General features: G+C 39.6%; 22 protein-coding genes and 1 riboswitch. Of the genes, 13 read left to right on the plus strand and 9 right to left on the minus strand.

Features of this window, described 5'->3' with window-relative positions:
• Window positions 1–43: 43 nt before the first annotated feature.
• The gene (gene pyk / locus DFQ12_RS25060) at window positions 44–1,471 is read left to right on the plus strand and encodes a pyruvate kinase (RefSeq protein ID WP_120261765.1); all 1,428 of its coding nucleotides are present in this window, start codon (window positions 44–46) and stop codon (window positions 1,469–1,471) included.
• Between the two features lie 55 nt (window positions 1,472–1,526).
• Here the strand turns inward: pyk and DFQ12_RS25065 are convergent, their stop codons facing one another.
• On the minus strand, window positions 1,527–1,850 hold the full coding sequence (locus DFQ12_RS25065; RefSeq protein WP_120261766.1) for a hypothetical protein: 324 nt from the start codon (window positions 1,848–1,850) through the stop codon (window positions 1,527–1,529).
• A 217-nt stretch (window positions 1,851–2,067) separates the two neighbouring features.
• On the opposite strand from DFQ12_RS25065, the gene DFQ12_RS25070 reads away from it, so the two are divergent.
• The 3 genes from DFQ12_RS25070 to metE all read left to right on the plus strand — a co-directional run bounded on the left by DFQ12_RS25070 (window position 2,068) and on the right by metE (window position 7,286).
• Window positions 2,068–3,897 (plus strand): ATP-binding protein, encoded by a 1,830-nt coding sequence (locus tag DFQ12_RS25070; RefSeq protein ID WP_120261767.1) that lies wholly within the window; start codon window positions 2,068–2,070, stop codon window positions 3,895–3,897.
• A 54-nt stretch (window positions 3,898–3,951) separates the two neighbouring features.
• Window positions 3,952–4,641 (plus strand): response regulator transcription factor, encoded by a 690-nt coding sequence (locus tag DFQ12_RS25075; protein WP_120261768.1) that lies wholly within the window; start codon window positions 3,952–3,954, stop codon window positions 4,639–4,641.
• A 152-nt stretch (window positions 4,642–4,793) separates the two neighbouring features.
• Window positions 4,794–4,897: riboswitch (SAM riboswitch) on the plus strand.
• 76 nt (window positions 4,898–4,973) lie between these two features.
• Window positions 4,974–7,286, plus strand: coding sequence for a 5-methyltetrahydropteroyltriglutamate--homocysteine S-methyltransferase (gene metE, locus DFQ12_RS25080; RefSeq protein ID WP_120261769.1), 2,313 nt, complete (start codon window positions 4,974–4,976; stop codon window positions 7,284–7,286).
• A gap of 90 nt (window positions 7,287–7,376) precedes the next feature.
• Here the strand turns inward: metE and DFQ12_RS25085 are convergent, their stop codons facing one another.
• Window positions 7,377–7,883: a tetratricopeptide repeat protein gene (locus DFQ12_RS25085; protein ID WP_120261770.1), complete on the minus strand. Its 507-nt coding sequence runs from the start codon at window positions 7,881–7,883 to the stop codon at window positions 7,377–7,379.
• A 421-nt stretch (window positions 7,884–8,304) separates the two neighbouring features.
• Between DFQ12_RS25085 and DFQ12_RS25090 the strand changes: the two genes are divergently transcribed.
• The gene (locus DFQ12_RS25090) at window positions 8,305–8,886 is read left to right on the plus strand and encodes a helix-turn-helix domain-containing protein (RefSeq protein WP_120261771.1); all 582 of its coding nucleotides are present in this window, start codon (window positions 8,305–8,307) and stop codon (window positions 8,884–8,886) included.
• A 144-nt stretch (window positions 8,887–9,030) separates the two neighbouring features.
• Here the strand turns inward: DFQ12_RS25090 and DFQ12_RS25095 are convergent, their stop codons facing one another.
• Window positions 9,031–9,390: a hypothetical protein gene (locus tag DFQ12_RS25095; protein WP_120261772.1), complete on the minus strand. Its 360-nt coding sequence runs from the start codon at window positions 9,388–9,390 to the stop codon at window positions 9,031–9,033.
• Between the two features lie 186 nt (window positions 9,391–9,576).
• Here DFQ12_RS25095 and DFQ12_RS25100 point away from each other — a divergent pair, with 186 nt between their 5' ends.
• Window positions 9,577–9,972: a single-stranded DNA-binding protein gene (locus DFQ12_RS25100; protein ID WP_120261773.1), complete on the plus strand. Its 396-nt coding sequence runs from the start codon at window positions 9,577–9,579 to the stop codon at window positions 9,970–9,972.
• Between the two features lie 64 nt (window positions 9,973–10,036).
• Here the strand turns inward: DFQ12_RS25100 and DFQ12_RS25105 are convergent, their stop codons facing one another.
• The 3 genes from DFQ12_RS25105 to DFQ12_RS25115 all read right to left on the minus strand — a co-directional run bounded on the left by DFQ12_RS25105 (window position 10,037) and on the right by DFQ12_RS25115 (window position 11,980).
• On the minus strand, window positions 10,037–10,444 hold the full coding sequence (locus DFQ12_RS25105; protein WP_120261774.1) for a hypothetical protein: 408 nt from the start codon (window positions 10,442–10,444) through the stop codon (window positions 10,037–10,039).
• A gap of 191 nt (window positions 10,445–10,635) precedes the next feature.
• Complete coding sequence (locus tag DFQ12_RS25110) at window positions 10,636–11,088, minus strand: hypothetical protein (RefSeq protein WP_120261775.1); 453 nt, start codon at window positions 11,086–11,088, stop codon at window positions 10,636–10,638.
• 232 nt (window positions 11,089–11,320) lie between these two features.
• Window positions 11,321–11,980 carry a helix-turn-helix domain-containing protein gene (locus DFQ12_RS25115; protein ID WP_120261776.1) on the minus strand — a complete coding sequence of 220 codons (660 nt, stop codon included), beginning with the start codon at window positions 11,978–11,980 and terminating at the stop codon, window positions 11,321–11,323.
• A gap of 91 nt (window positions 11,981–12,071) precedes the next feature.
• Between DFQ12_RS25115 and DFQ12_RS25120 the strand changes: the two genes are divergently transcribed.
• The 7 genes from DFQ12_RS25120 (at window position 12,072) to DFQ12_RS25150 (ending at window position 22,670) form a co-directional block, all read left to right on the plus strand.
• Entirely contained in the window at window positions 12,072–12,461 is a 390-nt protein-coding gene (locus DFQ12_RS25120; protein WP_120261777.1) for a type III secretion system chaperone family protein, read from the plus strand.
• Between the two features lie 4 nt (window positions 12,462–12,465).
• A complete protein-coding gene (locus DFQ12_RS25125; RefSeq protein ID WP_120261778.1) occupies window positions 12,466–13,173 on the plus strand; it encodes a PspA/IM30 family protein in 708 nt (235 codons plus the stop codon).
• Window positions 13,160–13,354, plus strand: coding sequence for a DUF4177 domain-containing protein (locus DFQ12_RS25130; RefSeq protein ID WP_120261779.1), 195 nt, complete (start codon window positions 13,160–13,162; stop codon window positions 13,352–13,354). The genes DFQ12_RS25125 and DFQ12_RS25130 overlap by 14 nt, the downstream gene beginning before the upstream one ends.
• Window positions 13,355–13,365: 11 nt before the next feature.
• A complete protein-coding gene (locus tag DFQ12_RS25135; protein WP_120261780.1) occupies window positions 13,366–14,088 on the plus strand; it encodes an OB-fold-containig protein in 723 nt (240 codons plus the stop codon).
• An 88-nt stretch (window positions 14,089–14,176) separates the two neighbouring features.
• A complete protein-coding gene (locus tag DFQ12_RS25140) occupies window positions 14,177–16,291 on the plus strand; it encodes a flotillin family protein (protein WP_120261781.1) in 2,115 nt (704 codons plus the stop codon).
• A gap of 80 nt (window positions 16,292–16,371) precedes the next feature.
• Complete coding sequence (locus DFQ12_RS25145; protein ID WP_120261782.1) at window positions 16,372–17,805, plus strand: serine hydrolase domain-containing protein; 1,434 nt, start codon at window positions 16,372–16,374, stop codon at window positions 17,803–17,805.
• 20 nt (window positions 17,806–17,825) lie between these two features.
• Complete coding sequence (locus tag DFQ12_RS25150) at window positions 17,826–22,670, plus strand: DNA repair ATPase (RefSeq protein WP_120261783.1); 4,845 nt, start codon at window positions 17,826–17,828, stop codon at window positions 22,668–22,670.
• A gap of 111 nt (window positions 22,671–22,781) precedes the next feature.
• Here the strand turns inward: DFQ12_RS25150 and DFQ12_RS25155 are convergent, their stop codons facing one another.
• From DFQ12_RS25155 to DFQ12_RS25165, 3 genes are all read right to left on the minus strand, one after another.
• On the minus strand, window positions 22,782–24,482 hold the full coding sequence (locus DFQ12_RS25155) for a bifunctional alpha/beta hydrolase/class I SAM-dependent methyltransferase (RefSeq protein ID WP_120261784.1): 1,701 nt from the start codon (window positions 24,480–24,482) through the stop codon (window positions 22,782–22,784).
• Between the two features lie 97 nt (window positions 24,483–24,579).
• Entirely contained in the window at window positions 24,580–25,899 is a 1,320-nt protein-coding gene (locus DFQ12_RS25160; protein WP_120261785.1) for a phosphatase PAP2 family protein, read from the minus strand.
• Entirely contained in the window at window positions 25,881–26,636 is a 756-nt protein-coding gene (locus DFQ12_RS25165; RefSeq protein WP_120261786.1) for an SDR family NAD(P)-dependent oxidoreductase, read from the minus strand. The genes DFQ12_RS25160 and DFQ12_RS25165 overlap by 19 nt, the downstream gene beginning before the upstream one ends.
• Window positions 26,637–26,731: the final 95 nt, after the last annotated feature.

The following is a 26,731-nucleotide window of genomic DNA, read 5'->3' on the forward strand; positions in this document are numbered from 1 at the left end:
TTTGTTGTCATAAATGAAGAACATTAAAAATACAAAATAACAGATGGAAAAAGTTCAAAAAAGGACTAAAATTGTCGCAACATTAGGCCCTGCTTCGGCAGACAAACAAGTTTTGACCAACATGATTGCCAAAGGGGTTGATGTGTGTCGGTTGAATTTCTCTCATGGCAGCCAGGCAGATCACCTTAAGGTAATCGAAACTATAAATGCAATAAATAATGAAACCGGATTCAATGTTGCCATCTTAGCTGACTTACAAGGTCCCAAGATTCGGATCGGAAAAATGAAAGAGGGTGGTGCTGTTCTCGTAAATGGTTCAAAAGTTGAAATTACCACACATGAACTCATTGGAGACGAAAACAGAATCTACATTACATACGAAAACTTTCCAAACGATGTTGAAGCCAACGAAATCATATTACTTGATGACGGAAAACTTCAACTTCGTGTTTTAGAGACCAACCATAAAGACACGGTTACTTGTGAAGTGGTGCATGGTGGTGTCCTTACTTCACGTAAAGGCGTAAACTTACCAAACACCAAAGTATCTATCCCTTCATTGACTGAAGAAGATTTAGATAACTTAAACTTTGCATTGGATCACGGAGCTGACTGGATCGCGATGTCATTCGTTCGTTCGGCAGAAGATATTGCACAATGCAAAGAAATCATTGCTGCAAAAGGAAGCCACGCACGCGTAATCGCGAAAGTAGAAAAACCTGAAGCAATCGAAAACATCGATGCAATCATCGAAGCTACCGACGCTGTCATGGTTGCTCGTGGTGACTTGGGTGTTGAACTTCCAATGGAAGAGGTACCAGGACTTCAGAAGATCATTGTCCAAAAATGTAGAGACCTTTCAAAACCTGTAATTATTGCTACGCAAATGCTAGAGAGCATGATTACAACACCTCGTCCTACTCGTGCTGAAGTAAACGATGTTGCCAATTCAGTATTGGATGGTGCAGATGCAGTGATGTTAAGTGGCGAGACTTCTGTGGGTGAATTCCCTGAAATTGTAATCGAAACAATGAGTAAGATTATTATCCACGTGGAACAAACTTCTTATCCTTATTATAATGAGAAAGTTAGTGAAATCCACGACGGAACACTTATTCCAGACGCGATTTGCGCTTCTTCAGTTTATCTTGCTCAAAAAACAAATGCTTCAGCAATCGCTGTGTTGACTTCTTCTGGAGCAACTGCATTTGAAATTACAAGCTATAGACCAAACGTAGACATCTTGGTATTTACCGGAACAGAAAAGCTATTGAAACAATTGAGTTTGCTTTGGGGTGTAAAAACATTTATCTACGACAAATTTGAGAGCACAGATGGTTCTATCCATGATGTCAATAGATTTATTGTAAAAAACAACTATGTTAAACCAGGATCAATTATCATCAATACGGCATCCACTCCGTTAATTGAAAAAGGTAAAACAAATACAATCCGTGTTTCTCAGTTGTAAGAAATAGGATCATAAAAAAGAAAGGCATTCTCATCGTGAGAATGCCTTTCTTTTTTTATTTCTTAGGGTACAAGGAGTCAATCTTTAATTTGAAATCTTTTACTTTCAAACTATCTTCCAATAGCCTAAACCGCAATGTATCCTGTTGTGATTTTCTTCTCTTGGGCGATTTTTCTGTTCCCGGCATAGGTGCCAGACCATCCAGCTTTTTGAATTTCTGAACAGGCATATTATACTTAGCCGATGTGGTATCTAATCCAAGGACTGGCATCTTGGATTGCTTATCCTGCAGTAACGGACGATGCTCTTTTAGCTTAATCTGACCGAAAGCAATCCCCACTGTAAAAGACAATGCCAATGATAATACATAAGTTTTCATAACATAATCTATTTTAACTTCTAATTTACAACAACATAACCAAGATTTAAAGCAATTGCTGTTAAACATTGTTAAAACAACTCCAAAACAAATTAGCATCTTTATATTTGTAACAATTCAAGTAAAGCAACAGATGGAATGTGGGAATGGCTCAGAATCACAGGATGTAATGAGCTCATGATGCTATTGAAAATATATATTTGCAAAACATAATTTCATGAAGAAAAATAGTATTGTATTAATCATTGGACTAATGTCTTTGGCACTAATCGGCGTATTGGCTATGCAATTCTATTTCCTGAGAGATTCCTACCGTCAAAAATCACAGCTCTTTGACGAGTCAGTCAATGCTGCACTTACTGCTGTTGCTGGAAAACTCGAGCGACGTGAAGTTGTCGATTTCGCGAAAGTACAACAGGAGCGTAATATCGAAAAATCCAAACAGGAACAGGCAAAGCAACAACAGTTGACCGAACAGCTCCAACTACAAACTCAGATTGAGAACCTGAGAGGCAAATTGGACCATATATATCAAAAATATAAATTAGAAGAAGATAGATTAAAAGCAACCTATCCAAATATTATTAATATTGAAAACTGGTTTTACGAAACCTATGTCAAACGAACTCAATACCAAGATCTCGTTGAAATTAACATCGTTAAAACCCCGACAAGTGGACTATATTACCAAGAAGATATTCTTGTTTCTGCAACAAAAACGATTCCACGTGTAGAAGGAAAAGACGACAGTACTCGGTTTCTCGTTGTTCATATCGATGATTTCAAAAGGTTGCTAGCAAAAAGTATTATCGCTCTTCCCCCAAGATCTAATCCAAAACTATCGAAACGAATTTTTGAGCTAGAAACCAAATTAAATAAACTGTCGAAAAAAAATGCAGGCTATGGCTTCAATGTTTATGACTCTGTCGCCATGCTTGGTGGTAAAAAGGCTGATTATATCGAAGACGTCGCTATCGGAATGGAGTTGGCAAAAAGACCGCTTAAGGATCGGTTGAATATTATTATTGTTCAGGAACTCCTAAAAGAAGAATTGATCCATCGTGACATCAAAGCACCGTTTAATATCGAGATATGGAGCACCAGCAATATTTTGCTAAATAATATTCTCAATGAGGCCGAACTAAATAATCCCATAAATACCACAAAGTATTCTACAGCGTTATTTAAAGGTGATGTTGGTGCTGCCCCAGGGAAGCTGACCATATACTTCCCAAACAAAAAGGCGATCATAGCAGATAATATGAGCTACTTGCTACTTCCTATGCTCACACTTTTATTTCTATTGGTCGGATGTTTTGCTTATACACTCATCATTATCTTTAGACAAAAGAAGGTATCTGAGATGAAAACTGACTTCATTAATAACATGACCCATGAGTTTAAAACTCCTGTGGCCACGATCATGATTGCCAGTGAATCACTTAAGGATCCTGATATCAATGCGGACCACAAACGTGTACAGAAATTGGCCAATATCATCTACGATGAGAATGTTCGCCTCGGAAATCATATTGAACGCGTATTAGACTTAGCAAAACTAGAAAAGGAAACACTGAAACTCGACCGCGAAGATGTGCATATAAATGACCTCGTTGCCGCTGTCACAGACAGTATGCAGCTCCGGATGCAGAATATCGGCGGAAAATTCAGTGTCGATCTCGCGGCAACAAAAGATATTGTTGTCGGGGATGAACTGCATTTCTCCAATGTATTTTACAATCTAATGGACAATGCAATTAAGTACAGTAAAGGAGATTTACATGTAAATATCAGTTCTAAAAATATTGGCGACAACATTGTTATCACTATCGCAGACAATGGAATCGGCATGAGTAGGGATCACCTTCAAAAGATATTCGATCAATTTTATCGTATCCCCACAGGAAATGTCCACAACGTTAAAGGTTTTGGTCTGGGCTTAAGCTATGTTCAGGATATTTTGAGAAGACTCAATGGAAGAATCACCGTAAAAAGTGAGAAAGATAAGGGCACAACCTTTGAAGTAATTTTGCCCGTAAAAAAATAACACGTTCCTTTTTTGTATATTCAGGGAACATTAGTGAAAATTAATAGATTCATTATGCAAAAGATATTATTAGCAGAGGATGATCCCAATTTGGGGGATCTTTTAAAGGACTATCTCGAATTAAAGGGAAAATTTGACGTTACGCTCTGTATTGACGGGGATGAAGCCGTTTCTCAGTTCAAAAAAAATGATTATGATTTATGCATTTTCGATGTCATGATGCCTAAAAAAGACGGTTTTACCGTGGGCCGTGAGATCAGAAAAACAAATAGCACAGTACCTATTATCTTCGCCACCGCAAAAGGCATGATGGAGGACAAGACAGAAGCGTTTGAATTAGGTGGGGATGATTATATCACAAAACCTTTCCGTGTCGAGGAGTTACTTCTTCGGATTAATGCGCTATTGAAACGAAGTGTCAGAGATAAAGAGGACGAAGTAGTTGCAGATAAGTTTGAAATTGGAGATTACTTCTTCGATTATACGAGTCAGCAGATTTCCTACAAGGGTCAAATGCAAAAACTATCGACAAAAGAGGCTGAATTGCTTCGCCTACTTTGTTTAAAAAAGAATGATGTATTGACCAGGGAAGAAGCTTTATTAAAAATATGGCATGACGACAATTACTTCACAGGTAGAAGTATGGACGTATTCCTGAGCAAACTTCGTAAATACCTAAGAGAAGACAGCAAGGTTGAAATCGTCAATGTCCACGGTAAAGGTTACAAACTCCTGGTGAGTTAAAGGCATAGAGGGTGAGATACCAATGCGTGATTTCACCCTCCTTTCCAATAAAAAGAAAGAAATAAATCATTTCTATCCTTAGTAGAATATAAAAAATAGATGCACTTTTATAAAAAATTTGCATATCAAAAAGAAATGTTCTAACTTAGCATCGCTTATAGAGAAAGGCAGAGGGAATAGACCCGATGAAGCCTTAGCAACCTGTCCCTTGACAAGGTGCTAAATTCTACCCTACTTGATATGGGAATGATAAGCCGAAGTCACCGAATTCTAGTGTGTCCTTCTCTCTCTAGCAAGAAATATAGTTGAAAAGAAATATTAAAAACATTATTATGTTATTGACTAACAATTTAGGTTACCCTCGTGTGGGCGCGTTCCGCGAATTGAAAAAAGCCAATGAGGCCTATTGGGCTAAAAAATCTTCTGTTGAGGAATTATTGGACACAGCAAAAAAAATTCGTGAAGGCAATTGGAAAACACAAAAAGATGCTGGAATAGATTTGATCCCTTCCAACGACTTCTCTTTTTACGATCAAGTATTGGATTTAACCCTTACTGTTGGCGCAATTCCTGCTCGTTACCATTCTTTGTTGAATAAAGTAGACAACAACTACAGCTTAGACTTATATTTTGCAATGGCGCGCGGTTTCCAACAAGAAGGAATCGATGTGACTGCAATGGAAATGACCAAGTGGTTAGATACCAACTACCACTATATGGTTCCTGAATTCACAAAAGATCAAGAGTTCAAATTGACTTCTGAGAAATTCTTAAATGAATACAACGAAGCAAAATCATTGGGTATTGAGACAAAACCTGTTTTATTAGGTCCAATCACTTACCTTTTGATCGGTAAAGAAAAAGAAGCTGGTTTCGACCGTATCGACCTATTAGACAAATTAGTTCCTGTATATGAGCAAATCTTGTCTAAATTGGCAGAAGCTGGAGCACAATATGTTCAGATCGACGAACCTTTCTTGGCTTTAGATTTAGATGCAAAAGTAAAAGCATTATACCAACCTACGTTTGAGAAATTGGCTGCTGCTGCCAAAAACATCAAATTGATCGCGACAACTTACTTCGAAGCTTTAAAAGACAACGAAGATATCGCGGTTAACTTACCGATCCATGCATTACACTTGGATTTAGTACGTGGAGAAAACCAATTGGATACCGTTTTAGCTAAAGTTCCAGCTTCATTGACATTGTCTTTAGGTATTGTTGAAGGCCGTAATATCTGGAAAAACGATTACGAAAAATCATTGGTTAAAATCAAACAAGCAGTTGATGCTTTAGGCAAAGACCGCGTTTGGATTGCTCCTTCTTCCTCTTTATTGCACGTTCCTTTTGACTTAGATAATGAGCACAATGAGCAATCATTACCTGCTGAAGTTAAAAACTGGTTAGCATTCGCAAAACAAAAATTAGCGGAGGTAAAAGATCTAGCTGTCTTAGCAGAAGGCGAAGTTGATGCAGAAACAACAAAACGTTTTGAAGCAAACAAAGCTGCTGCAGAAAGCCGTCGTACTTCTCCATTGATCCACAAACCAGAAGTTAAAACACGTACAAGCAACATTACTGATGATGATGCAAAGCGTACATCCGTTTTTGCTGACCGTAAAGCGGCACAACAAGCGAAATTCAACTTGCCAGCATTCCCTACGACAACAATCGGTTCTTTCCCACAAACAAAAGATGTGCGTAAATGGAGAGCTGATTTGAAAAAGGGATCGATCACACAAGAAGAGTACGATAAAGCAATTGCTGAAGAAACTGAAAACACAATCCGTCTTCAAGAGCAATTAGATATCGACGTATTGGTTCACGGTGAGTTCGAACGTAATGACATGGTTGAATACTTCGGTGAACAACTAGCTGGATATGCATTTACACAAAACGGTTGGGTACAATCCTATGGTTCACGTTGTGTAAAACCTCCAATTATTTATGGAGATGTATACCGTCCAGAAGATATGACTGTACGTTGGTCTTCATACGCTCAATCATTGACAAACCGTCCAGTTAAAGGGATGTTGACTGGTCCTGTAACAATCTTACAATGGTCTTTCGTACGTAACGACCAACCACGTTCAACAACAACTTACCAAATCGCATTGGCGATCTTAGACGAAGTACAAGCTTTGGAAAAAGCAGGTATCAAAATCATTCAGATCGATGAGCCAGCGATCCGTGAGGGATTACCATTGCGCAAAGCAGATCAAAAAGATTACTTAAACTGGGCTGTACGTGCATTCCGTGTATCTTCATCCAATGTAGAGGATGATACGCAGATCCACACACACATGTGTTACTCTGAGTTTAACAACGTGATCGAAGATATCGCAGCAATGGATGCAGACGTAATTACAATTGAGACTTCACGTTCGCAAATGAAATTATTGAATGCTTTTGCAGGTGATTTCAAATACCCGAACGATATCGGTCCTGGTGTATACGATATACACTCACCACGCGTACCAAGCAAAGATGAGATGGTAGACCTATTGCGCAAAGCAAAAGCAGTAGTTCCTTCGGAACAACTTTGGGTTAACCCTGACTGTGGTTTGAAAACTCGTGCTTGGCCTGAAACTAAAGCTGCTTTAGAATCAATGGTTGAAGCTGCGAAAATCTTAAGAGCAGAATAATTCTTAAACTATATTGATAAAAGCCCAAGATGAAATTTCATCTTGGGCTTTTTTTTGAATACTTTATCCGACATTAAGCGTCTTCGTCTGTTATTTACTCCGCTTTTTGCCCATCTTATTCATTTCCAATTTTCCTTTAATCCGATCTTCAATAGACTTTATGATCGTGGACAGATCGCTGTTCAGATTATCCAATTTAGCCATTTTGAGGATTTTTAAAGCCTTTTTGTATTTCTTTAATTTCTCAAGTAGCAACACCTTCTTGATCCAGATTACAGCCAGGGACATCCCCGGCAATGTCAACGCATATTTGATGGTTTTCTTTGCCGCTTCGTAATCCCCCATGTCTATCAGGGTCTGTATAAAATAAGGATACACCTCCAAAGCATGCACATTGTGGCTTAAAGCTTCCTGAAAATATTTCTTTGCTTGTTCATAATCAAACAGCTGCTCCGCATAGACCCGCCCCATTAGGCACAATGCCATGGTATTGGATTCATCGTATGACAAGGCATAGGATAAGGATTCTAGCGTATCCTCCAGATAATATGGATAATTATCCAAGGCCTGGAGAACATATTTATTCACTGAATTCATCGTTTTTTTAAAACATTACATGAGTATTGAGCTTCTTGCGGCTACCTCTAGCCACACAGATGCCATTTCCTTTTATCGGTTAGATCATCTCAAATGATCTCGTGGCAATACAGACATCACAATCCGATGTCATATACAAATGCCAAAAGTGGTCCGGAAAAGAAGATTAAGAGAGTGCGGTATTCCGGAGAATATGCCCAAGACTCTTCTTTAAGGACGAAGCTGGGGTTTTTAGTATAGCAAACATATTCTTCCGTTTTTTTATTTTATATTAATACCTTATTGTGCTGCAAAGATTCAAAATATTTATCAAATTACAAAATATTTGATTATTAACAACTTACAAATGCGCTATATCATTGGCATATTATTGTCATATCGTTTTTTTTAACATCATCAATCTTTTAGTCATTTTCGTTTCATGGAAAGTCAAACAGTAAATCAACTCATCAAACAATCTAGAAAGCTCAGAGGACTGACACAACAGGATCTCGCCAATCAAGCCGGCCTATCTCTAAGAACAGTACAACGAATCGAAAAGGGGACAGAGGAGATCAGTGGTTTCAGTTTAAGACAAATCAGTCAGATTTTAGAAATTCCTTTAGAACAATTAATTATGCCAAATGTAAATCAAATCAGTATCGACAAAAATCAAAGCGGAAGTATAAAGGCACTTTATCTAGCTTCCTTAACTTTTCTAGTCAACCCGCTATTAGGCCTGTTGGTCCCAGCGATCATGGGCTACACCAAGCAAAATAAAGATGCCCAATACAGCAAGCATCTAAAAAAGATAATCATCATACATGCCACCGGTCTTTTATTTCTCGGCGCCTTTATAGGTTATATTTTTGCGGCAGATTTTTTAAAAATTGGATTGCCTTCATCGTTAAATTACATCTTTACAGGCTGGCTTTTTCTGCTAATCCCTCTATGCTATTACTTCGTGATTATCATCTTCTCAGCAGTAAACTATTTTAGAATTAGAGGAGCCGATGTAAGTTAGGATTAATTGGTATTCAGCTTGCGCGAATCGAAATTCATGATTCATGTAAGCTGAAATACAGCTGTATGAATAGATTTTATAAAATCAGAAGAACTCTTCTCCCAAAAGAAATAATAGGAAAAAGAAATCGTAAATAGCGTATTATCATGGCTTCTTTTGGACAATCAATACCCAGTCATTTTCTAGCATGAGGTAGCCCATCTCATAGATAAATTTATAGGTTTGCCCTTTATTATTAGCAAATGTATGTGTGTGGAATTTGAAATCAAAACCCAGTCTCTTTAATTTTTCACCTTGCACCTTTATCATCCCTTTCCCCTCTCCGTTTAGTACATCCATTAGAATACGGCGGTTCTTGCGCAAGATATTATTCAGATTGCGTACTAGATTAGTTTGATCGCTATTCAGTTTATTGTTATATGCATTTCGGCAAGAGTCATCACAAAAGCGCTTATCCGATCTTCCTTTTATATTTTGCCCACATTCCAAACAGATTTTTTCCATAGTGTTTAATATGAAATTTAAACGACAACAAACGGTTACAACCGACTATAGTCGAATACAAATGGTAAACAGACGATTATTATTTCCTCTCCTTTTCATCTTTGCTCAAGGTCATTCCACATCCATTAAAGGTTATGGCCTATAACTAAAATAAGAATTATTAGAAACATTTAAAAATCAGACAAAATGAGCACATTACGTAACAAAGTACAATTAATCGGTCATTTAGGAAATGATCCTATCATCAAAACCACTTCAACAGGGACAAATTACTCAGTTTTACGACTTGCCACAAATGATCTTTTCAAAAACAAAGCGGGTGAATGGGTTGAAGAAGTACAATGGCATACCCTTGTCATTTGGGGTAAGCAGAATAATACCATTGAAAAGAAATGTCGTCGCGGGACCAAACTAATGGTTGAAGGGAAACTTACCTATCGTAACTATGAAAATGCTGAAGGAATAAAAACGTATATTACCGAAATCAAAGTTGACAGCTTTTTGATTCTATCAGATCAAACTTCCTCAAACGAGGATATTCCAGTACTACAAGAGGAGGATGAGGATGAGCTCCCATTTTAATTTAGGGATAAAAAGAAAGTAGGACATCTAACGTTGTCCTACTTTCCGCTTTATATCAAAAAAACTATTTTGTTGCACTCGCAGTTAACTCTGCTGCTAGCTTTTGAGCATACTCTGTCCATAGCTTTGCATCTTCCGGAGTTAATTTAGTAAGAGCAGTAGCTGTTTTTGTAGCCCACTCCTGTTGCTTTCCAGCTAACTCTTGGATTTTAGTCGCATCTCCACTTTTAGCAGCAGCAACATATTCATTCACATATTTTGTGTAATCGTCCGCCAACTGTTGTGCTTCTGGAGAACTAAACTTAGGCACTGCAGTAGTCGTAGTTGTTTCTGTTGTTGTTGTCTGCGCAACACCACCTTCAGTATCAGTTGTAGTGACTGTATCCTTTGTTTCTACTTTTTTGCTATCTGCATTATTACAAGAAGCAAAGAAAATTGCAGCAATTGCTGCAGATAATATCATTTTTTTCATGAAACGAATAAGTTTATAATAAATTAAAATTATTTACCAACTTAAATTTGGATTATTTTATTTTATAATCCAAATATATTTTTTCACAAAACAAATAAATATTAAAAAACCTCAGTTTTTCTCTTCCCCATGCGTTTAAGTTTAAATCTCCGATGATTGAAATAGCACCTGATTGTAACAAAACCATGGCTTTAATTACGATTCTGCTTCCTCCAGGCCTCCAAAGGAAGATACTCTCCAGAAACGATGTCCAGAATCTGGATATTCTTACAATCACTCTTATTCAAATAGAAATGATAGTAAGGTTCAAATCTTTCTTCACTATTATATCCAGCGGTAAGAGAATACAGCTCTCTTCCATCCTGTTTCAAACTATCGATCATGAACGAAATATTGGCTTTGTGATCAGTCAAGCTATCCAAGTTTCTTTTACTTTCCTCAACCTCTTTCAGCGCCAGGATTAATTTCATCGCCTCTTCTGTTGAACAACCTGCCATCTCGCCTATTTTGGCTGAGGTTTCAATTTGCTCTACAGCTGGTTTTTCAGGGATTTGGTCACTTTTTGCTTTAGTGGATGTATTGCTTTGACAACTGATAAAAGCAAGGAATGATATCAAAAGGACAAATAAGATCTGTTTTTTCATCTGTATAAATTATTTGTTCATCAATTATTTTTAGATTAACGTGTTATTCGTAAGTATTTATTTCCAATGGCATTCATGAGCTCGTTTACCCATTAAATTGGTATTTTAAGGTATTCGTGAGCTCAATCATTCGGTTCTTCGGTTCGCTCGATTCACGCTGCTTTTGGCGCTATAAGTGTTGATCTCATCAGTACAAATGAGCTGGTGTTTGGTCCCGATCACCAATGTTAATCTATATTCTTTCAAATTTACCATACAATTTCCAAAAGTTTCCCTTCTCGGCCAACACAAAGTCGACTTTTTTCCAAGCGTTTAACACCAAACTTATTTCTCTTTCTACCATGGTATATTTCCCAATAAAGAATTCCTCTGCCGAAAAACACAGTCCAAAGGCATTATTTAGTGTATGCAGGCTTTCAATATCAATTTCTTCAAAAAATAGAATCGATTGTGCTGTTATGACAAAATCACCTGGTACCGGTATAGCATCCATATACTCCATTGCTATAAAACGATTACGGCTTTGCAGCGGGAACTCAATGACCGGAAGTTCATTTAGTTTTGATACATAAGTACAAGCATCTAACAACACTTCTCGCTCCAACAACGGAACCTGCGACAGTCGCTTACCACCTAATGTAGGAATATCGGGCTGAAAATAGTCGTTAAAATTGAGGATCTCATTAACGGATAGATTTTTTTCAATCAGATGCTGCACAGGAATGCCAAAATAATTTGCAATTTTCAAGACAATCTCGATTTTTGGTTCAGCACGCATCTCTTCGTAAGATGAAATATTACCTCTAGTAAGATTAAAAACATCTCCAAAAGCCTGTTGACTCAATCCTTTCACCTTTCTCAGCTTCTTAATATTATTCCCGACGTTACTCATTTTAAAAAAAAATTAATTTTTTCTTGCAAAATATTTTTGCAATTCACTATCTTTATGCAAAGAATATGTGCAATATATAAAAAACTTGATTATGTACTTCTCAAAAATTGAAAATTATATCGCCAATATCGGTTATAACATCACTCATAAAGATGAAAAAGAGGGTGTTTTTGTTATCGAAAACGAAGATGATGGTATTCGCAATCTCATTGTAGGTATTGCGCAGCCTATCATAATTTTCGAGCAGTACCTATTTACCATAAACAACGAAAACATGGACATGTTCAAATCGTTGCTCATCAAAAATAGAGATATCATCCATGGCGGGTTTGCCTTGACAGAGGATGGCAAAAAGGTCATATTCCGATATACCATGCAAATACATAATCTCGATCAAAATGAATTTGATGCGGCTATTAATTCGCTCAGTCTTTTGATCAGTGAATATTATAATCAGTTAATAAGTTTTTCAAAATTATAGAATAATGAATATTTTTAAGAGAATTTTCAGAATCGGTCAAGCAGAAATCCACGCTGTAGTGGACAAAATGGAGGACCCCATCAAAATGACGGAACAAGGTATCCGTGAGATGAAAGAAGACCTAGAGCAATCGTTGGAAGCTTACGCAAAAGTAAAAGCGCTAGCCATACGTACGCAAAATAATTGTGAGAAGAAAAAAGAAGAGGCCAATGAATTTGAAAACAAAGCCATTTTATTATTGCAAAAGGCTCAAAAAGGCGACCTTTCTACAGAAAAGGCAGAGAGCTTAGCCAAAGAAGCCTTATTACTAAAAAAACAGTTATTGATCGAAGCCACCGAATTGGAAAAACAGGCGACGATCCATCAGAGTTCCGCAGAGGAGTTGCATAAAAATGTAGATATACTTAAATTCAATATATCTAAATGGGAAAGTGAGCTATCAACCTTAAAAGCACGGGTTAAAGTATCCAATGCGGCTAAAATGGTCAACCGACAACTAGCCAACATTGATTCCAACAGCACCATTTCCATGCTGGAACGCATGAAGGAAAAGGTCGAAGAGGATGAGGCTTTGGCCAAAGCCTATGGCGAAATCGCAACGGGCAACAAAAGTAGGATAGATGAGATCAATGAGAACATCGGTGGTTCGGACTCCGTCAACAATGAATTGGAAGAGTTAAAACGAAAATTAAATGGCGATGCGGAGATTTGAGTATAAAACAGTCAAAATCGAGCCCAAAGGTTTCTGGGGGACCAAATTAGATCCGGACAAAATCGACGAGATCCTGAATGATCTAGGTAATCAGGGCTGGGAATTGGTTGCGATGCAAGACTTGGAGGTCAATGGTCACTCTTGGTCGTTTCATTACACGTTCAAACGAGAAAAAATTTAAAAGAAAATACGATGACAGAATTAATCAATATCTTATTCAACCCATTATCAAATGGCATCATGACTGTCCTGACAGGACTTTCTGTAGTGTATTGGTTTTTTATGTTTCTTATGGGCGATGGTGTACATCTATTTGATGCGGATGCCGATATAGATCTACACCCTACTCCCGATGTCAGCGACGTAGATGGCTCGCATGATATGAACGCTGATGGATCAGATCACCCACACCATCATACGGATTCCGATACGCATACCGAACCGGGCTTCTTTGCCAAGGCAATGGATTATATCAATGTCGGAAAAGTACCGATTATGCTTATTGTGACCATGTTTAAATTCATTGGCTGGGTGATCACCATTGTATCTTCATTGTATATTGACGTCGCATCCTGGGGAATAAAATCGGTGTTGATCTTAATTCCTGTTTTTATCGTTACGTTTTTCTTAATGCATTTTCTGACCAAACCGCTCGCAAGAATGTTTAAAAATATTGGCTATAATGGCGAAGCAAGCCATGACTTCCTGGGTCGCATGGGAAAAATGCGCGCAAGTATTGAAGGCAAAAAAGTAGGTTCCGCTGAATTTATCATCCAACAAGACCCTATCCGTCTCAATGTCGTGAGTCATAATGGTGAAAAGATCGGCTATGGGGATGATGTCATTATCGTGGACGAATCCAAGGACAAAAAATATTATTATGTTACGAAGGAAATCACCATAGACAATATTTAAAATTGAAGCGCAAAACAGAACCGCCTTGTCAGCCATAAGTTTGCACAAGAAAAATCTAAATACTAAAATCTAAATAAATACTAATCATATGCTATATCAACCTCTTTTATTTTTAAGTGGCTTAAACGGAATTATATTGCTAATTGTCGGTTTAGCTGTCTTTCTAATCTTTGCATTCTTCGTTGTACTGAGTGCATTCTATAAAAAAATCCCACAAGGAAAAGCGATTGTCCGGACGGGGGTCGGCGGGACAAAAGTTGCCTTCAATAAGGGGATGTATGTCGTCCCTGTTTTCCACAAGATGGAGATCATGGATATCTCCATCAAAAAAATTGAGATTGCCCGTATGCAGAGCGAGGGATTGATCTGTAAAGATAATATCCGTGCAGATATTAAGGTGGCATTCTTTGTTCGTGTCAACAAAAATGTAGATGATGTGATCAACGTTGCCCAGAATTTGGGCTGTGACCGTGCAAGTGAGCCTGAGACTTTAAAAAGCATCTTTGAATCTAAATTTTCTGAAGCGCTAAAGACCGTAGGTAAGAAATTCGATTTTATCGAATTGTATGAAGCCCGTCGTGAGTTTCGTGATGAAATCCTCAATATCATTGGTACCGACCTGAACGGTTATATCCTTGATGACTGTGCGATCGACTACCTGGAACAAACAGATATCGAACACTTAAATCCCAGTAACATCCTGGATAGTGAAGGTATCAAGAAAATCACCGAGCTGACAGCAAAACAAAATATCAATGCCAACTTCATCCGTCGTGACGAAGAGAAATTGATCAAAAAGCAAAACGTCGAAGCACGTGAGGCGATTTTAGAACTTGATCGTCAACTTGCCGAAAAAGAAGAAAAACAAAAACGTGAAATTGATAATATCAAGGCACGTGAAGAAGCTGAAATAGCAAAGGTACGTGAAGAAGAACGCTTGAAATATGAAAGCGTCCGCATTTCGACCGAAGAGCAACTGGCCGTACAGGAAGAAAATAAGCTGCGTCAGATAATCATCGCCGAGAAGAACAAGCAACGTACAGATGCTGTCGAAGCAGAACGTGTTGAAAAAGACCGTGCACTGGAACAAACCGAACGTGAGCGTATTGTTACCTTGGCTCAGATTGACAAAGAACGTTCTATTGAGACTGAGAAGAAAAGTATCCAGGGTGTGATCAAAGAGCGTGTCCAATTGGAAAAAGGTGTTATCGAAGAGCAACAAGGAGTCAAAGATATTGAAGTATTCCGCGAAGTAGAACGGAAGAAACAAGCAGGCGTTATTGCAGCATCACAAGAAGCCGAAGAGAAATTAATTTCTACAGTAAAAGCTGCTGAAGCAGCGAAAATTGCTGCAGAACAAGAAGCGGAGAAAAAAGTAATTGACGCTGAAGCAGCACGTAAGATCGCTGAAAAACGTGCACAGGAATTATTAATAGATGCCGAAGCGAAAAAAGAAGCGTCCCTCAAAGAGGCCGAAAGCCGTAAGATCATAGCGGAAGCACAAGCGAAAGAAGAAGCCGCAATAGGTTTGTCTGAAGCCGAAGTAATGGTTGCAAAAGCCGAAGCCGAAGAGAAGCAAGGCACTGTACAGGCAACTGTGATCGAGAAAAAAGCCGAAGCCATGCGCAAAGAAGGTTTAGCACAGGCGGAAGTTGTTCGTGAAAAAGCTCTTGCCGAAGCGAAAGGTATTGAAGAGAAAGCCGAGGCCATGAAAAAACTGGATGGTGTGGGTAAAGACCACGAAGAGTTCAAATTACAATTACAGAAAGAACGAGACATTGAACTTGCACAGATCAATATCCAAAAAGATATTGCACAAGCACAGGCTGGTGTATTGTCCGAAGCGCTTAAAACAGCGAAGATTGACATCGTTGGTGGTGAAACCATGTTCTTCGAAAACATTGTGCGTCAGGTATCCAATGCCAAAGGTTTTGACCATTTGATCGACACTTCGAAACATGCAACTGATATCAAAAATTCGCTATTGGGCCCAGACGGGAAAGGTGATCTTGCTGAAAAAGTACGTGGATTAGCAGATAAATATGGTATCTCATCGAATGATATCAAGAACTTAACAGTTTCTGCAGCTTTGATCAAATTACAGCAAGCGGCCACAGATGCCGAGAACGGTGAAGATGCAGGTTTTATCAATTCCCTATTTGGATTGGCAAAAAACTTAGGCATTTCCAATAAAAAGCTGTAACCATATTCATCATCTTGAGCCTTTTAAAGAATCAAATCTTAACAGGCTCAAGATGATACCCTAAAAACCAAAGTAATCATATGATTCGTTTTGTCCTATTTTCTATTTTCCTGTGCTTAAACACCCTGTTGGTAACTGCCCAGACGGTGCAGCAACGATTGGATTCATTATTCCAATCCCTAAATCAGGACGGTGAATTCAGCGGAGCATTCTTGGTCGCCGATGGTGGAAAAGTTGTTTTTGAGAAATATATAGGTTTCGAAAACCCTGCAAAAACGAAAAAAATAAATAGCAATAGTCGTTTTGAATTGGCCTCGGTGAGTAAACAGTTTACAGCGATGGCCGTTATGCAATTGGAAGAACAGGGCAAACTCTCCTATGAGGATGATATTACCAAATATTTCCCACATATAAAATTCAAAAATGTCCGTATCAAAAATCTATTGCGTCATACCTCGGGAATACCGGAATTTTTGGCTTGGGATCAGCAATGGATTGACAAGAAAAAAATAAATACAAATCAGGACTTCCTCAAAATAATTGAGACAAAGATTGACAGCACCTCCTTTAAGCCAGGTGATCAATACACTTATTCGAATACAAACTACCTGCTTCTAGCTCTGATTGTAGAAAAAGTATCTGGGCAATCTTTTGCTTCCTATATGCAGCAGCATATATTCAAACCCGCCGGAATGAAAAACACGTCTGTATTTTCGGCGCGTTCATCCAATGCTGACCTTAAAAACTACGCAAAAGGAATGGCCTATGATGCGAAGACCAAGAGCTTCAAAAGTGTTGATGACTTTCCCGCATTTAGCTATCTAACCTATTTTGATGGCGGAAGTGGCCCCTATGGAATAAGTAGTACAGCTCAAGATCTCTTCAAATGGAATCAGGCTATCCAAAACAATACGCTATTAACGCGTCAAAATTTCATGAAGGCCATCTCTGTCGATACGCTCAATAATGGCAAATCCATTAAAATGGCAGGTTTGTACTATGGTTTTGGCTGGCTCTTTACCGACAGTACCAACAGTGAAAGCAAGATGCATTTTCACAGCGGGGGATATCCAGGCTATAAAACGATCAACATTCGAGATTTTAAAGAACAAAAATATTTCATCGCTTTAATGAACAAATGGAATACGGTTGATGTATATCCGTTGACATCCGCTGTGAATGCAATTCTTCAAAAAAGAAAAGCTCCAGTTATTGAACGTGAAAAATTAACGGGAGCGATCATTCTTGTGGAGTTTCAGATCAAACAGCTTTTAGGGACATATGAATACACAAAACAACCTGAATTGAAGTTCAAAATTACAGCGGATGATAATGGTAGTCTATTTGCCCAGTTATCGGGACAGTCAGCCATCGAAGTCTATCCGAAAAACGAGTTAGAGTTATTTTATACGGCTGTGCAAGCCGAGCTGAAATTCAGCAAAGAAAATGATCAGATCACAGCGCTGACGCTGTATCAAAATGGTCAGGAATTAAAATTCAATAAAGTTAAATAAGTCAAGAACTAGCGGAACTTATGCCAGAAGAAAACGTAATAAATCAGAACGATAGCCTTGATCAAGGTGCATATGAGATTATCCGAAAGCGGCTTCTTACACAAAAAGAAGAACTAGCGACCAAGCTCCAACAGTTGAATGAAGCCCGTAAAGAAGTCTTCAATTCAACGAGCTTTGTCCTCAAAGCCAATCAACGGATCACCACAGAAAACAACTGTGTTGCCCGCGGCATTCTGGCCTTGGATAATCAATGTATTTTTGGGTATAACGTGCATTTTGGACTGCGTACCGAGATCAAGCTGGAAGATGTTTTCAGTGTTTATGCATTTGAGAATAATCAATTTATTCCGCAGTCCCTCGACCTGATCAACGATCAAAATTTTATCTCAGATTATCAAAATCTATATAAATACTATAGGGACTCCATATTCTCCAAATTTCGTAGGACGGAGAACTATTTGTATATGATCTTTCAGACCAGCAAAAATCCTGCTGACCTTAAAGCATTCAAATGGTTAATCAAAGATGGTAAGCTCCAATATCAGGATGACCGCAGCATTCATGAAGCCAAATTGCCCAACCAATTTGAATTTGACTGGACAAAAACAACGCTCGATGATCGCCGACTCGGAAAATATCCCCATATATCCATTATGGATAAGATCTTTATTGAGGCAATCAATGGCGACATCACCTTCAAGATCGAAAACAATACAGACAGTGGCAAAGGGATCTATTCCGAAAAAGTGGTCAATGCAGACCAACAATTGGACGATGCCGATTATTACTATGCAGATCTCGGCAATCTTATTGCTGTACGCATCAAACCCTACCAGGAAGATTTCAGGGCCTTTGTCTATAACCAACGGACAAAGGAAGTAATCAACCTCAAATCACTGAATGAATCAGCAATATTATTACCGGACAATCAAGGGATTATTTTTTCCAATGGATACTACTTACAAAATGGTACACACAAGGTTTTTGACGCCCAGTTTGAACATGTATCGTTCCTGCGTAGGATAGCCTCCCCAAATGGTGAAGATTTTCTGTATATATTCTGTCAGGAGGAAACCAATACCTATATCCTACTGTCCTATAACATCATCCAACAGCATGTCGAAACCCCGATTATCTGCAATGGATTTACCCTGTTCAAAGATGGTAGCTTAATTTATTTCCGAACCGAGGCGGAAGCCACCAGACATCATCAGGTGCAGATCTGGGAAACACCTTATATGGCCATGCTCAAAGAAAATGAGCAGAAGAAAGATGATCCCCTTTATAAAGTAGGTAATAAACAAATCGTGCAGGCGATGGCCGAGGCACAGGAGGTCATACAACTGATCAACAAAGAAGACAGTTACGAAGGTTTATACGAAGATATCCTCAAAAAATCCACAGTTTTATTGGATTCCTATTTTTGGATAAAAGATGACGCCTTATCAAATCTTGGCCAGCCATTAACACAGATCAAGGAAGTCGCCAATACCGCTATTGATGAGTTCGTCAAAGTACAGGCGCAACGCAAACATGCAGCAGAATTAAATATAGCAGCAGAAAAAAAGATGGAAGAACTCACCTTCTCCATCAATAGTACTGTTGTAGACAAACTCGATCAGCTCGTCCATCAATTGGCCGACTCCCGTCGTCTTCAGGGTGAGATCATCGACCTTAAAAATGTAAAATATATTGATACGGTCAGGATAGATAGTCTGTTGGAAAAATTGCAGGGCATCACCTCCGAACTGGCCGAAAAAACCATTACTTTTCTCCTACGTGATGAAGCCCTGCTTCCTTACGAACAAAAGGTGGAACAGCAGAAGAAAAATGTGGAGGCCATAGTGAAGGTCTACGATGCCAAAGCAATTGAGGAAGCCAATTCAGCCATTTCAAGCGAACTGGAACTATTGATTGATATCCTCAATAGTCTAAAAATTGACGACTCTACACAGACAACCAAAATCATTGAGAAGATTTCGGTTATTTTCTCCTCCTTAAATGAGGTTCGTGCACAGCTTACGCGAAAACTCAATTCATTGAAGAGTACGGAAGCGATAGCGGAGTTCTCAGCACAACTGACTCTGTTGGAGCAATCCGTGACCAACTACCTCGAACTGTCAACGACAACCGAAAAGGTAGACGAATATTACACAAAAGTCATCGTTCAGCTGGAGGAACTTGAAAGTAAATTTTCTGAATTTGAAGATTTTGCCCTGAAGATCGCGGACAAACGTGATGAGGTTATCAAGGCCTTTAATTCCCGCAGGGAACAAATCGTTGAACAGATCAACAAGCGGACATCCTCGCTCGAACAGATCGGTCTTCGTGTATTAAAGAACATTGAAAACAAATCCAAGACATTTGCAACGCGGGAAGAGATCCTTAGCTTCTTTGCCTCGGATCTGATGATCGACAAGATCAGACAGTTGGTACAGGAGCTAAAAACACTGCAGGATGTCTCAAAAGCAGAAAACCTTGAAAATCTATTAAAGAAATCACAGGAAGATGCCTTACGGGTTTTACGCGATAAAAATGATCTCTTTGTTGATGGCGAAAATATCATTGCACTGGGCAAGCATAAGTTTGCAGTCAATAGTCAATCCCTCAGCCTTACCTTGCTGCGCAGAAATGATGAACTGTATTTCCACCTCACTGGGACAAGTTTCTATCAAAAGGTGCAGGCCGAGGAAATCAACAGTTTTCAGGACATCTGGGATCAGGAACTTGTCTCTGAAAATAAGGAAGTCTATCGTGCAGAATACCTTGCATACAAAGCTTTCGTTGCTTCAAAAGGAGAACAAGATTTTGATGCCGCATTATTTATCACACAGACTGTGGAGCAAAGTTATTCGGAAGGTTATGTCAAAGGAGTTCACAATGTGGATGCACTGTTGATCTATGATACGGTCAAACAGTTGGATACTAAATTGGATCTGCTTCGCTATGATCCCCTATTGCGTACGATGGCTCAGTTATTTTGGCAATCCCTTTCGGATGATCAACGGACAAAGCAGCTGGCACTGATACACTCGACATACACGATATTAAAAACGTTTCCAAATTCAAATCGTTACCAGTCTGTCATTGATGAACTGACCAAGTTATTCAATGCATGGGAGACACATTTGGATCGCTCTACCATTCAGGGGCGCGACCTCGCGACTTACCTTTTTCAGACGTTTACAAGCTACAATACCTTTGTCGTCAGTGAACAATCCGATGAACTGAAAAAGGCTTTTATTCGATTGCTGGAATCCAAGAAAAGTTACAAGCTATTTGAAGCGGATATTCAGAACGAACAGTTTAGCTTGGTAGATCGCTTTTACCTGACCTTAAACTGGCTCAACTCCTTTGTGGATGAGCATCCGGAATATCTTACGCTACGCAAATATATCGAGGAAGCAGCGATCATGTTGCTTTATCCGACCCATGCGTATCACCTGATCATCGCAAAAGACCAGGCGCATATCAGCGGATTAAAAGGCAATCACCCGATCCAGAACAATGGAGAGGAACATATCCAATATCATGAGTTTTTAGCACGTCTGGCGCAATTCAGTGAGTATAATGTACCTCGTTTTGTGGCATTCTCCACATTGAAGGAACAACTTGCGAAGTCCTATGCCAAAGAACTAAAGATCGGTGAGTTTGAGCCCAAAGTACTGACTTCCTTTGTCCGTAATAAGCTGATCAACGAAGTTTACTTCCCATTGATCGGAAATAACCTCGCCAAACAGCTAGGAGCCGCAGGCGACAACAAGCGTACAGCCCGTATGGGAATGCTGCTGTTGATCTCGCCACCAGGTTACGGTAAGACCACCTTAATGGAATATCTTGCCAAAACGATGGGCTTACATTTCGTCAAAATCAATGGCCCGACCATTGGTCATTCGATTACATCCATTGATCCGATTGAAGCGAAAACATCCGGAGAACGGGAAGAGCTCAAAAAGATCAATCTTGCATTTGAGATGGCCGACAATGTCATGCTGTATTTGGACGATATCCAGCACTTAAATCCGGAGTTTTTACAGAAATTTATCTCCCTTGCCGATGGTCAACGTAAGATTGATGGTATTTTTGAGGGCGAGAGCAAGACCTATGACCTCCGTGGCAAGCGCTTCTGCATCGTGATGGCCGGAAACCCATATACAGAGAGCGGCTCTAAGTTTCAGATTCCCGACATGCTTGCCAACCGTGCCGACGTGTACAATCTCGGTGATGTGATCGGTGATACCGAAGCATTATTCAACCTCAGTTTGATTGAAAATGCGGCGATTGAAAACAGCTACCTCGAAAAGATTGCAAGCAAATCATTTAATGACTTTTATGCCCTAGTCAATTATGCACAGTCTGTTATGGATCAATTGCCCGATTTAGAGGGCAACTACCTGAAACAGGATGTTGATGACTTTATCGCGGTGCTGCGACATGTACTGAAAATCAGAAATGTCGTGATCAAAGTGAATCAGAATTATATTCAGAGTGCAGCGATGCAGGATAATTACCGCACCGAACCACCATTCAAAATGCAGGGATCCTATCGGAATATGAGCAAACTGGTTGCACAGGTGGTACCAATGATGAATGAGCAGGAAATTGATCAGGTTCTTCTCGCACACTATGAGAGCGAATCGCAGACACTGACAACGGATACCGAAAGTAACCTTTTAAAGCTAAAAGAGTTAGCCGAGCTGCTAAACCCTGTTGAACTGGAACGTTGGGAAACGATCAAGCAAATCTTCCGCAAGAACAATAAACATGGTGGACTGGCCAAAGACGATAAAGTATTCGGTCAGCTACTGGACTTCAATGAAAATCTGGAAGGCATTATTCAGGCGATCCGGGAGTATAAGAATTAAAACCATAAACTTAATTTTTCTCCATTGGTCTATCCGAACCAATGGAGAAAAATAATTTATCAAATGATTTAGCAACGATGGTATCTACAGTCCTTTCGAAGCGGAATTACCCTACTTTACAGCTCCCGAAGAAACGGTAAATATTCCGTAATCGTCAATAAGCATCCGCTCTTTGATCACTCCATTGTAAGCCATAATCCGATCCAGTTCTTTCTGCGAACGTCGACGCATGACCCAGTCTTTCTTCTGATGACTGTTCAGCACATAAGCGATCATTTTCAATTGTGGATGCCATGGCTGTCCGGTATAGACCAGATGGCTATTTTCCTCACAAATGGAAGTCGCACCATGTACCGCCCTGCTCGCCATTTCATTGTTGCCAAACAATTCGAAAATACCAGAGATCACCACAATATTAGGTTCAAAATCCAGTTTGCTGTAAGTCTCCGGATCAAAACAGTCGTAATTGCTGAAACGTATTCCTTGGAACCCTTTCTTCTTGATGATTTTCTCTCCCACTGCAATATTTGACAACATAAACTCGTTGATCACGATCTCCACTTCCGGATATTTTTCTTTGATGTCAAACAAATAATTTCCGGTACCGCCAGCGATATCCAGAATTTTCACAGGTCGGCCTGTAGACTCGACCTGCTCAATATTCTCTTCTAATAGACGTAATAGATGCTGTTTGCGTATACGGATTCCTTTCCAGCCGATCGCTTCCAAGTACCCTTTATCGATGACTTTACCCAGCCCCAACCTGCCTTTCGGTTCATTGCGATAGACGTAATCCAATGAAATTCCCGAATCAAAACCAAACTGAAGCCCTAAGTTCATACCATGACTCAATGATCCGATCTTGCCTAAAGTCCATTTCTGAAAAGCATAGTTAAGCTTCTCAGCCGCAGGCATCACCTTATGATACAATTTCTCATATTCTTTCACCGAAAACTCGTCAGGCTCCAGCCCCTGTTCAGGCTTTTGCCTTGCATAGGCTTTCGTAATAAAATCTTTTAAATAGGTATAGACTTTCTGTCTGTTGGATTCAAACAGGATACCATGATAAAAATTGCGTAGGGTAATAAATGTCTTTAGCTTGGAAGCGATGGAAACGAAAAATTGCTTTTGCACCGAGTTTTTAACCACATAGTCCTTTTCAGCTGATAGCACAATCACGGGAATATCGATTGCGGCTGCATCGTCTACGATACGCACACCAGCTTTCAATAGGTCGACCAATAAAGCGCCGTTAATGGATTTTGAGATTAGGGGATCGGCATCATAAGCCTGTTGTTGCTCAATATCATGGGTCAGTACCTTCGCCTTGACATAGCTTTGGATAACAAGATCCTTTTTCAGCTTGGTGCCAAGCGCAATCATCTGGTTGGCCAGTGGTACATACAGTTTAATTTCAAAGGCAGGAGCCAATAAAGCCATACCTGCGATCGGAGGAGCAAAATCATGTACCCAAGCACTCACAATGACCCCAGCAATACTATTGGCGATGACAAAGACATCCTTCGTATCAACCGCATATTCGGCATGGATATAGGCCACAAAACTGTCTAGATCGCGCACATTATCCATGAAAACTGGTGATACCGGCACTTTGGTATGGCCATGTCCACGCAGATCAAATGCAAAGATGGAATAATCGGCAAACTGTGGATCGGTAGCCATCTCCTGCAGGCGTTCTGAATGTTCATGCCCACGGTGCAATACAACTAAAGCCTTTTGTCCCTTTTGATAATTCCAAACACGATATAGCAGTTCCCCTTGATCGAAACTCTTAAAATAACCTGATTTCATCTTTTTATAATTTATTCCATCAATACAATGGCGTATGTAATTTTAGTATCTATTCAGATATGGCGGTTAAAAACAAAGACCAAGCCACCCTTTTTGATTAGGATCTGTCCGCGACGATAATTTTCATCAACTGGATCGCATGATCCTGTAACACCATATGCCTATTGACCGACTTCACTCGATCAATAGCTTTATTTAAATCTAAAGATAATAATTTCTGAATCATCAGAACAGCAAAAATCATGCTCCTACTATAACCCATTGTACAATGAATGATCATATTTTCATGTTCATCCAATGTACGATAAGCGGATACCATTGCGTCTATGATCACATAGGCATCATGCACATTGATCTCCGCAATATCCAGCAAAGGGAAAGAATGATACTTTTCTATGGCACCCAAGAGTTTTACTTCCTCCAGTTCAGCTGCAAGGTCAAAAACAACCAGATTGCGATCCAACCCCAAGGCTATAAGTTCCGAAGCGTCCAACCTTGGCCCCACATAACAGCGGGGTAGTAATTCCATCAGCGGCGGATTATTTTTCTTTCTAAAAAAACGCCACATCAACCGGTACGCAAATTGGTAAGGGGCGTAAAATACTTTCTTTATCAGCGGTATTCGACCCCGATGATCCTTTAAAAACCCCTTATTACCGCGCAGGTAATTGTAACCAACCGCAAAGCAGACTAAGGCAATCCAAGCAAAAACAATCAGCGGCAATACGTATCCCTCGCAGAAGAGTGCCAGTAGCATGAATATCCACCCGATGAGGTAATAAGTATTCGCTGGCTGTTGATTTCTGCCCCACTCCTTATTTGGAAAGAGTATAAAACTGACCTGAACCAATATGCAAGCTGTCAATAGATCGATCACATGGTGTTGATATACCGTCAATGTCCCTAGGCCCATCAACAGGAGCCAGATGCCCAAGATTATTTTCTTCCATCCGTTGAACTTCCAACGCAGCACCGACCAAAAAAGACAGGCATAAGCGACATGCAGGGAGGGTGCCTGATTAAAAGGCGAATCATATTCCTTTAAGAAGGAAAAGAAAATGGTAAACAGAGGATTTTCAACCGACGGTCTGTCAAAAGAAAACCGCAACGGAAAAAGGAGAAAGCACAATGCCGCAATCAGGGTAACAAACGTAAATCGCTTTGCATAGCACTGGAGTTCGCTCTTTTGTCCGCAATAAAATGGCACAAGGCAAAAAAACAGCCCACTGCTCATATAGGGCAGAATCATCCATGGAATGAATGGGATGTACTGTTCAAAAGCAAATACAAAAGAAGGTACCGCAGCTAAACTGGAGGCGTAGGCTGCTGTATAAGGATAGGTAAGTTGAAAAAGTAACAGGCAATAGATGACAACAAGGAGCTGCCCGCCTACTTTCTTTAATCGTTTTTCATCCATTTGGCTTTCCTAAACATGATTTTACTTAATAATACATGGGGGAGCAGGCCTAAAAATCTCATCAGCCATTTCATACGCTTCGGAAAAATCACGATTTCTTTCTTTTGTTGTATCGCTTTTAAGATGCGTTGTGTGGCATCGTCTACACTGATCAAAAAGGGCTTTTTGGAGAGATCCTGCTGATTAAGTTGACGGAGCTTAGTTGTATCCACATACCCTGGTGCGATAACTGTCACTGCAATCCCATACGGAAGCAATGCCCTCCGATAAGCGTCAGCTACTTGGATTGCGGCTCGCTTTGTTTTGCTGTACAAACTTGAATTCGGAAAGTCTAAAGTTCCCGAGACGGATGCTATTGTTGCGATCTGCCCCTTTGATTGTCCACGCATGACTTCGCTGGCGACTTCAAAGCAATTCAGGGTACCCAGCATATTGACTCGGAGCATCGCACTTGCCTCCTCATAACTGATGCGCTCTGCCACATCATCGGCATAACTGCCTGTACAATTGATAAAAAGATCCAATGCCACATGATTACAGAAAGAATCAACGGCATCAGCCAAAGCATCCCGATTACATACATCTACTTCAAACTTGATGAGCGCATGGTATGCTGGCTGATTGGTCAACTTTGAAATGTCTCGACCACATACAGCAACTTCAGCCCCCTGTTGGAGGTAGCATTGTGCTAGTGCCAAACCTATTCCGCTTGTTCCGCCTGCGATAAATACCTTCATTTTATACAAAAAAATAGCGATTATATTACCTGCTTAATCGGGCTATCTTGTCAACCAAATAAACCTTCGATGTATGCAGCCCAAATTCTCCAATA

The sequence above is a fragment of the Sphingobacterium detergens genome (assembly GCF_003610355.1).
GTDB lineage: Bacteria > Bacteroidota > Bacteroidia > Sphingobacteriales > Sphingobacteriaceae > Sphingobacterium > Sphingobacterium detergens.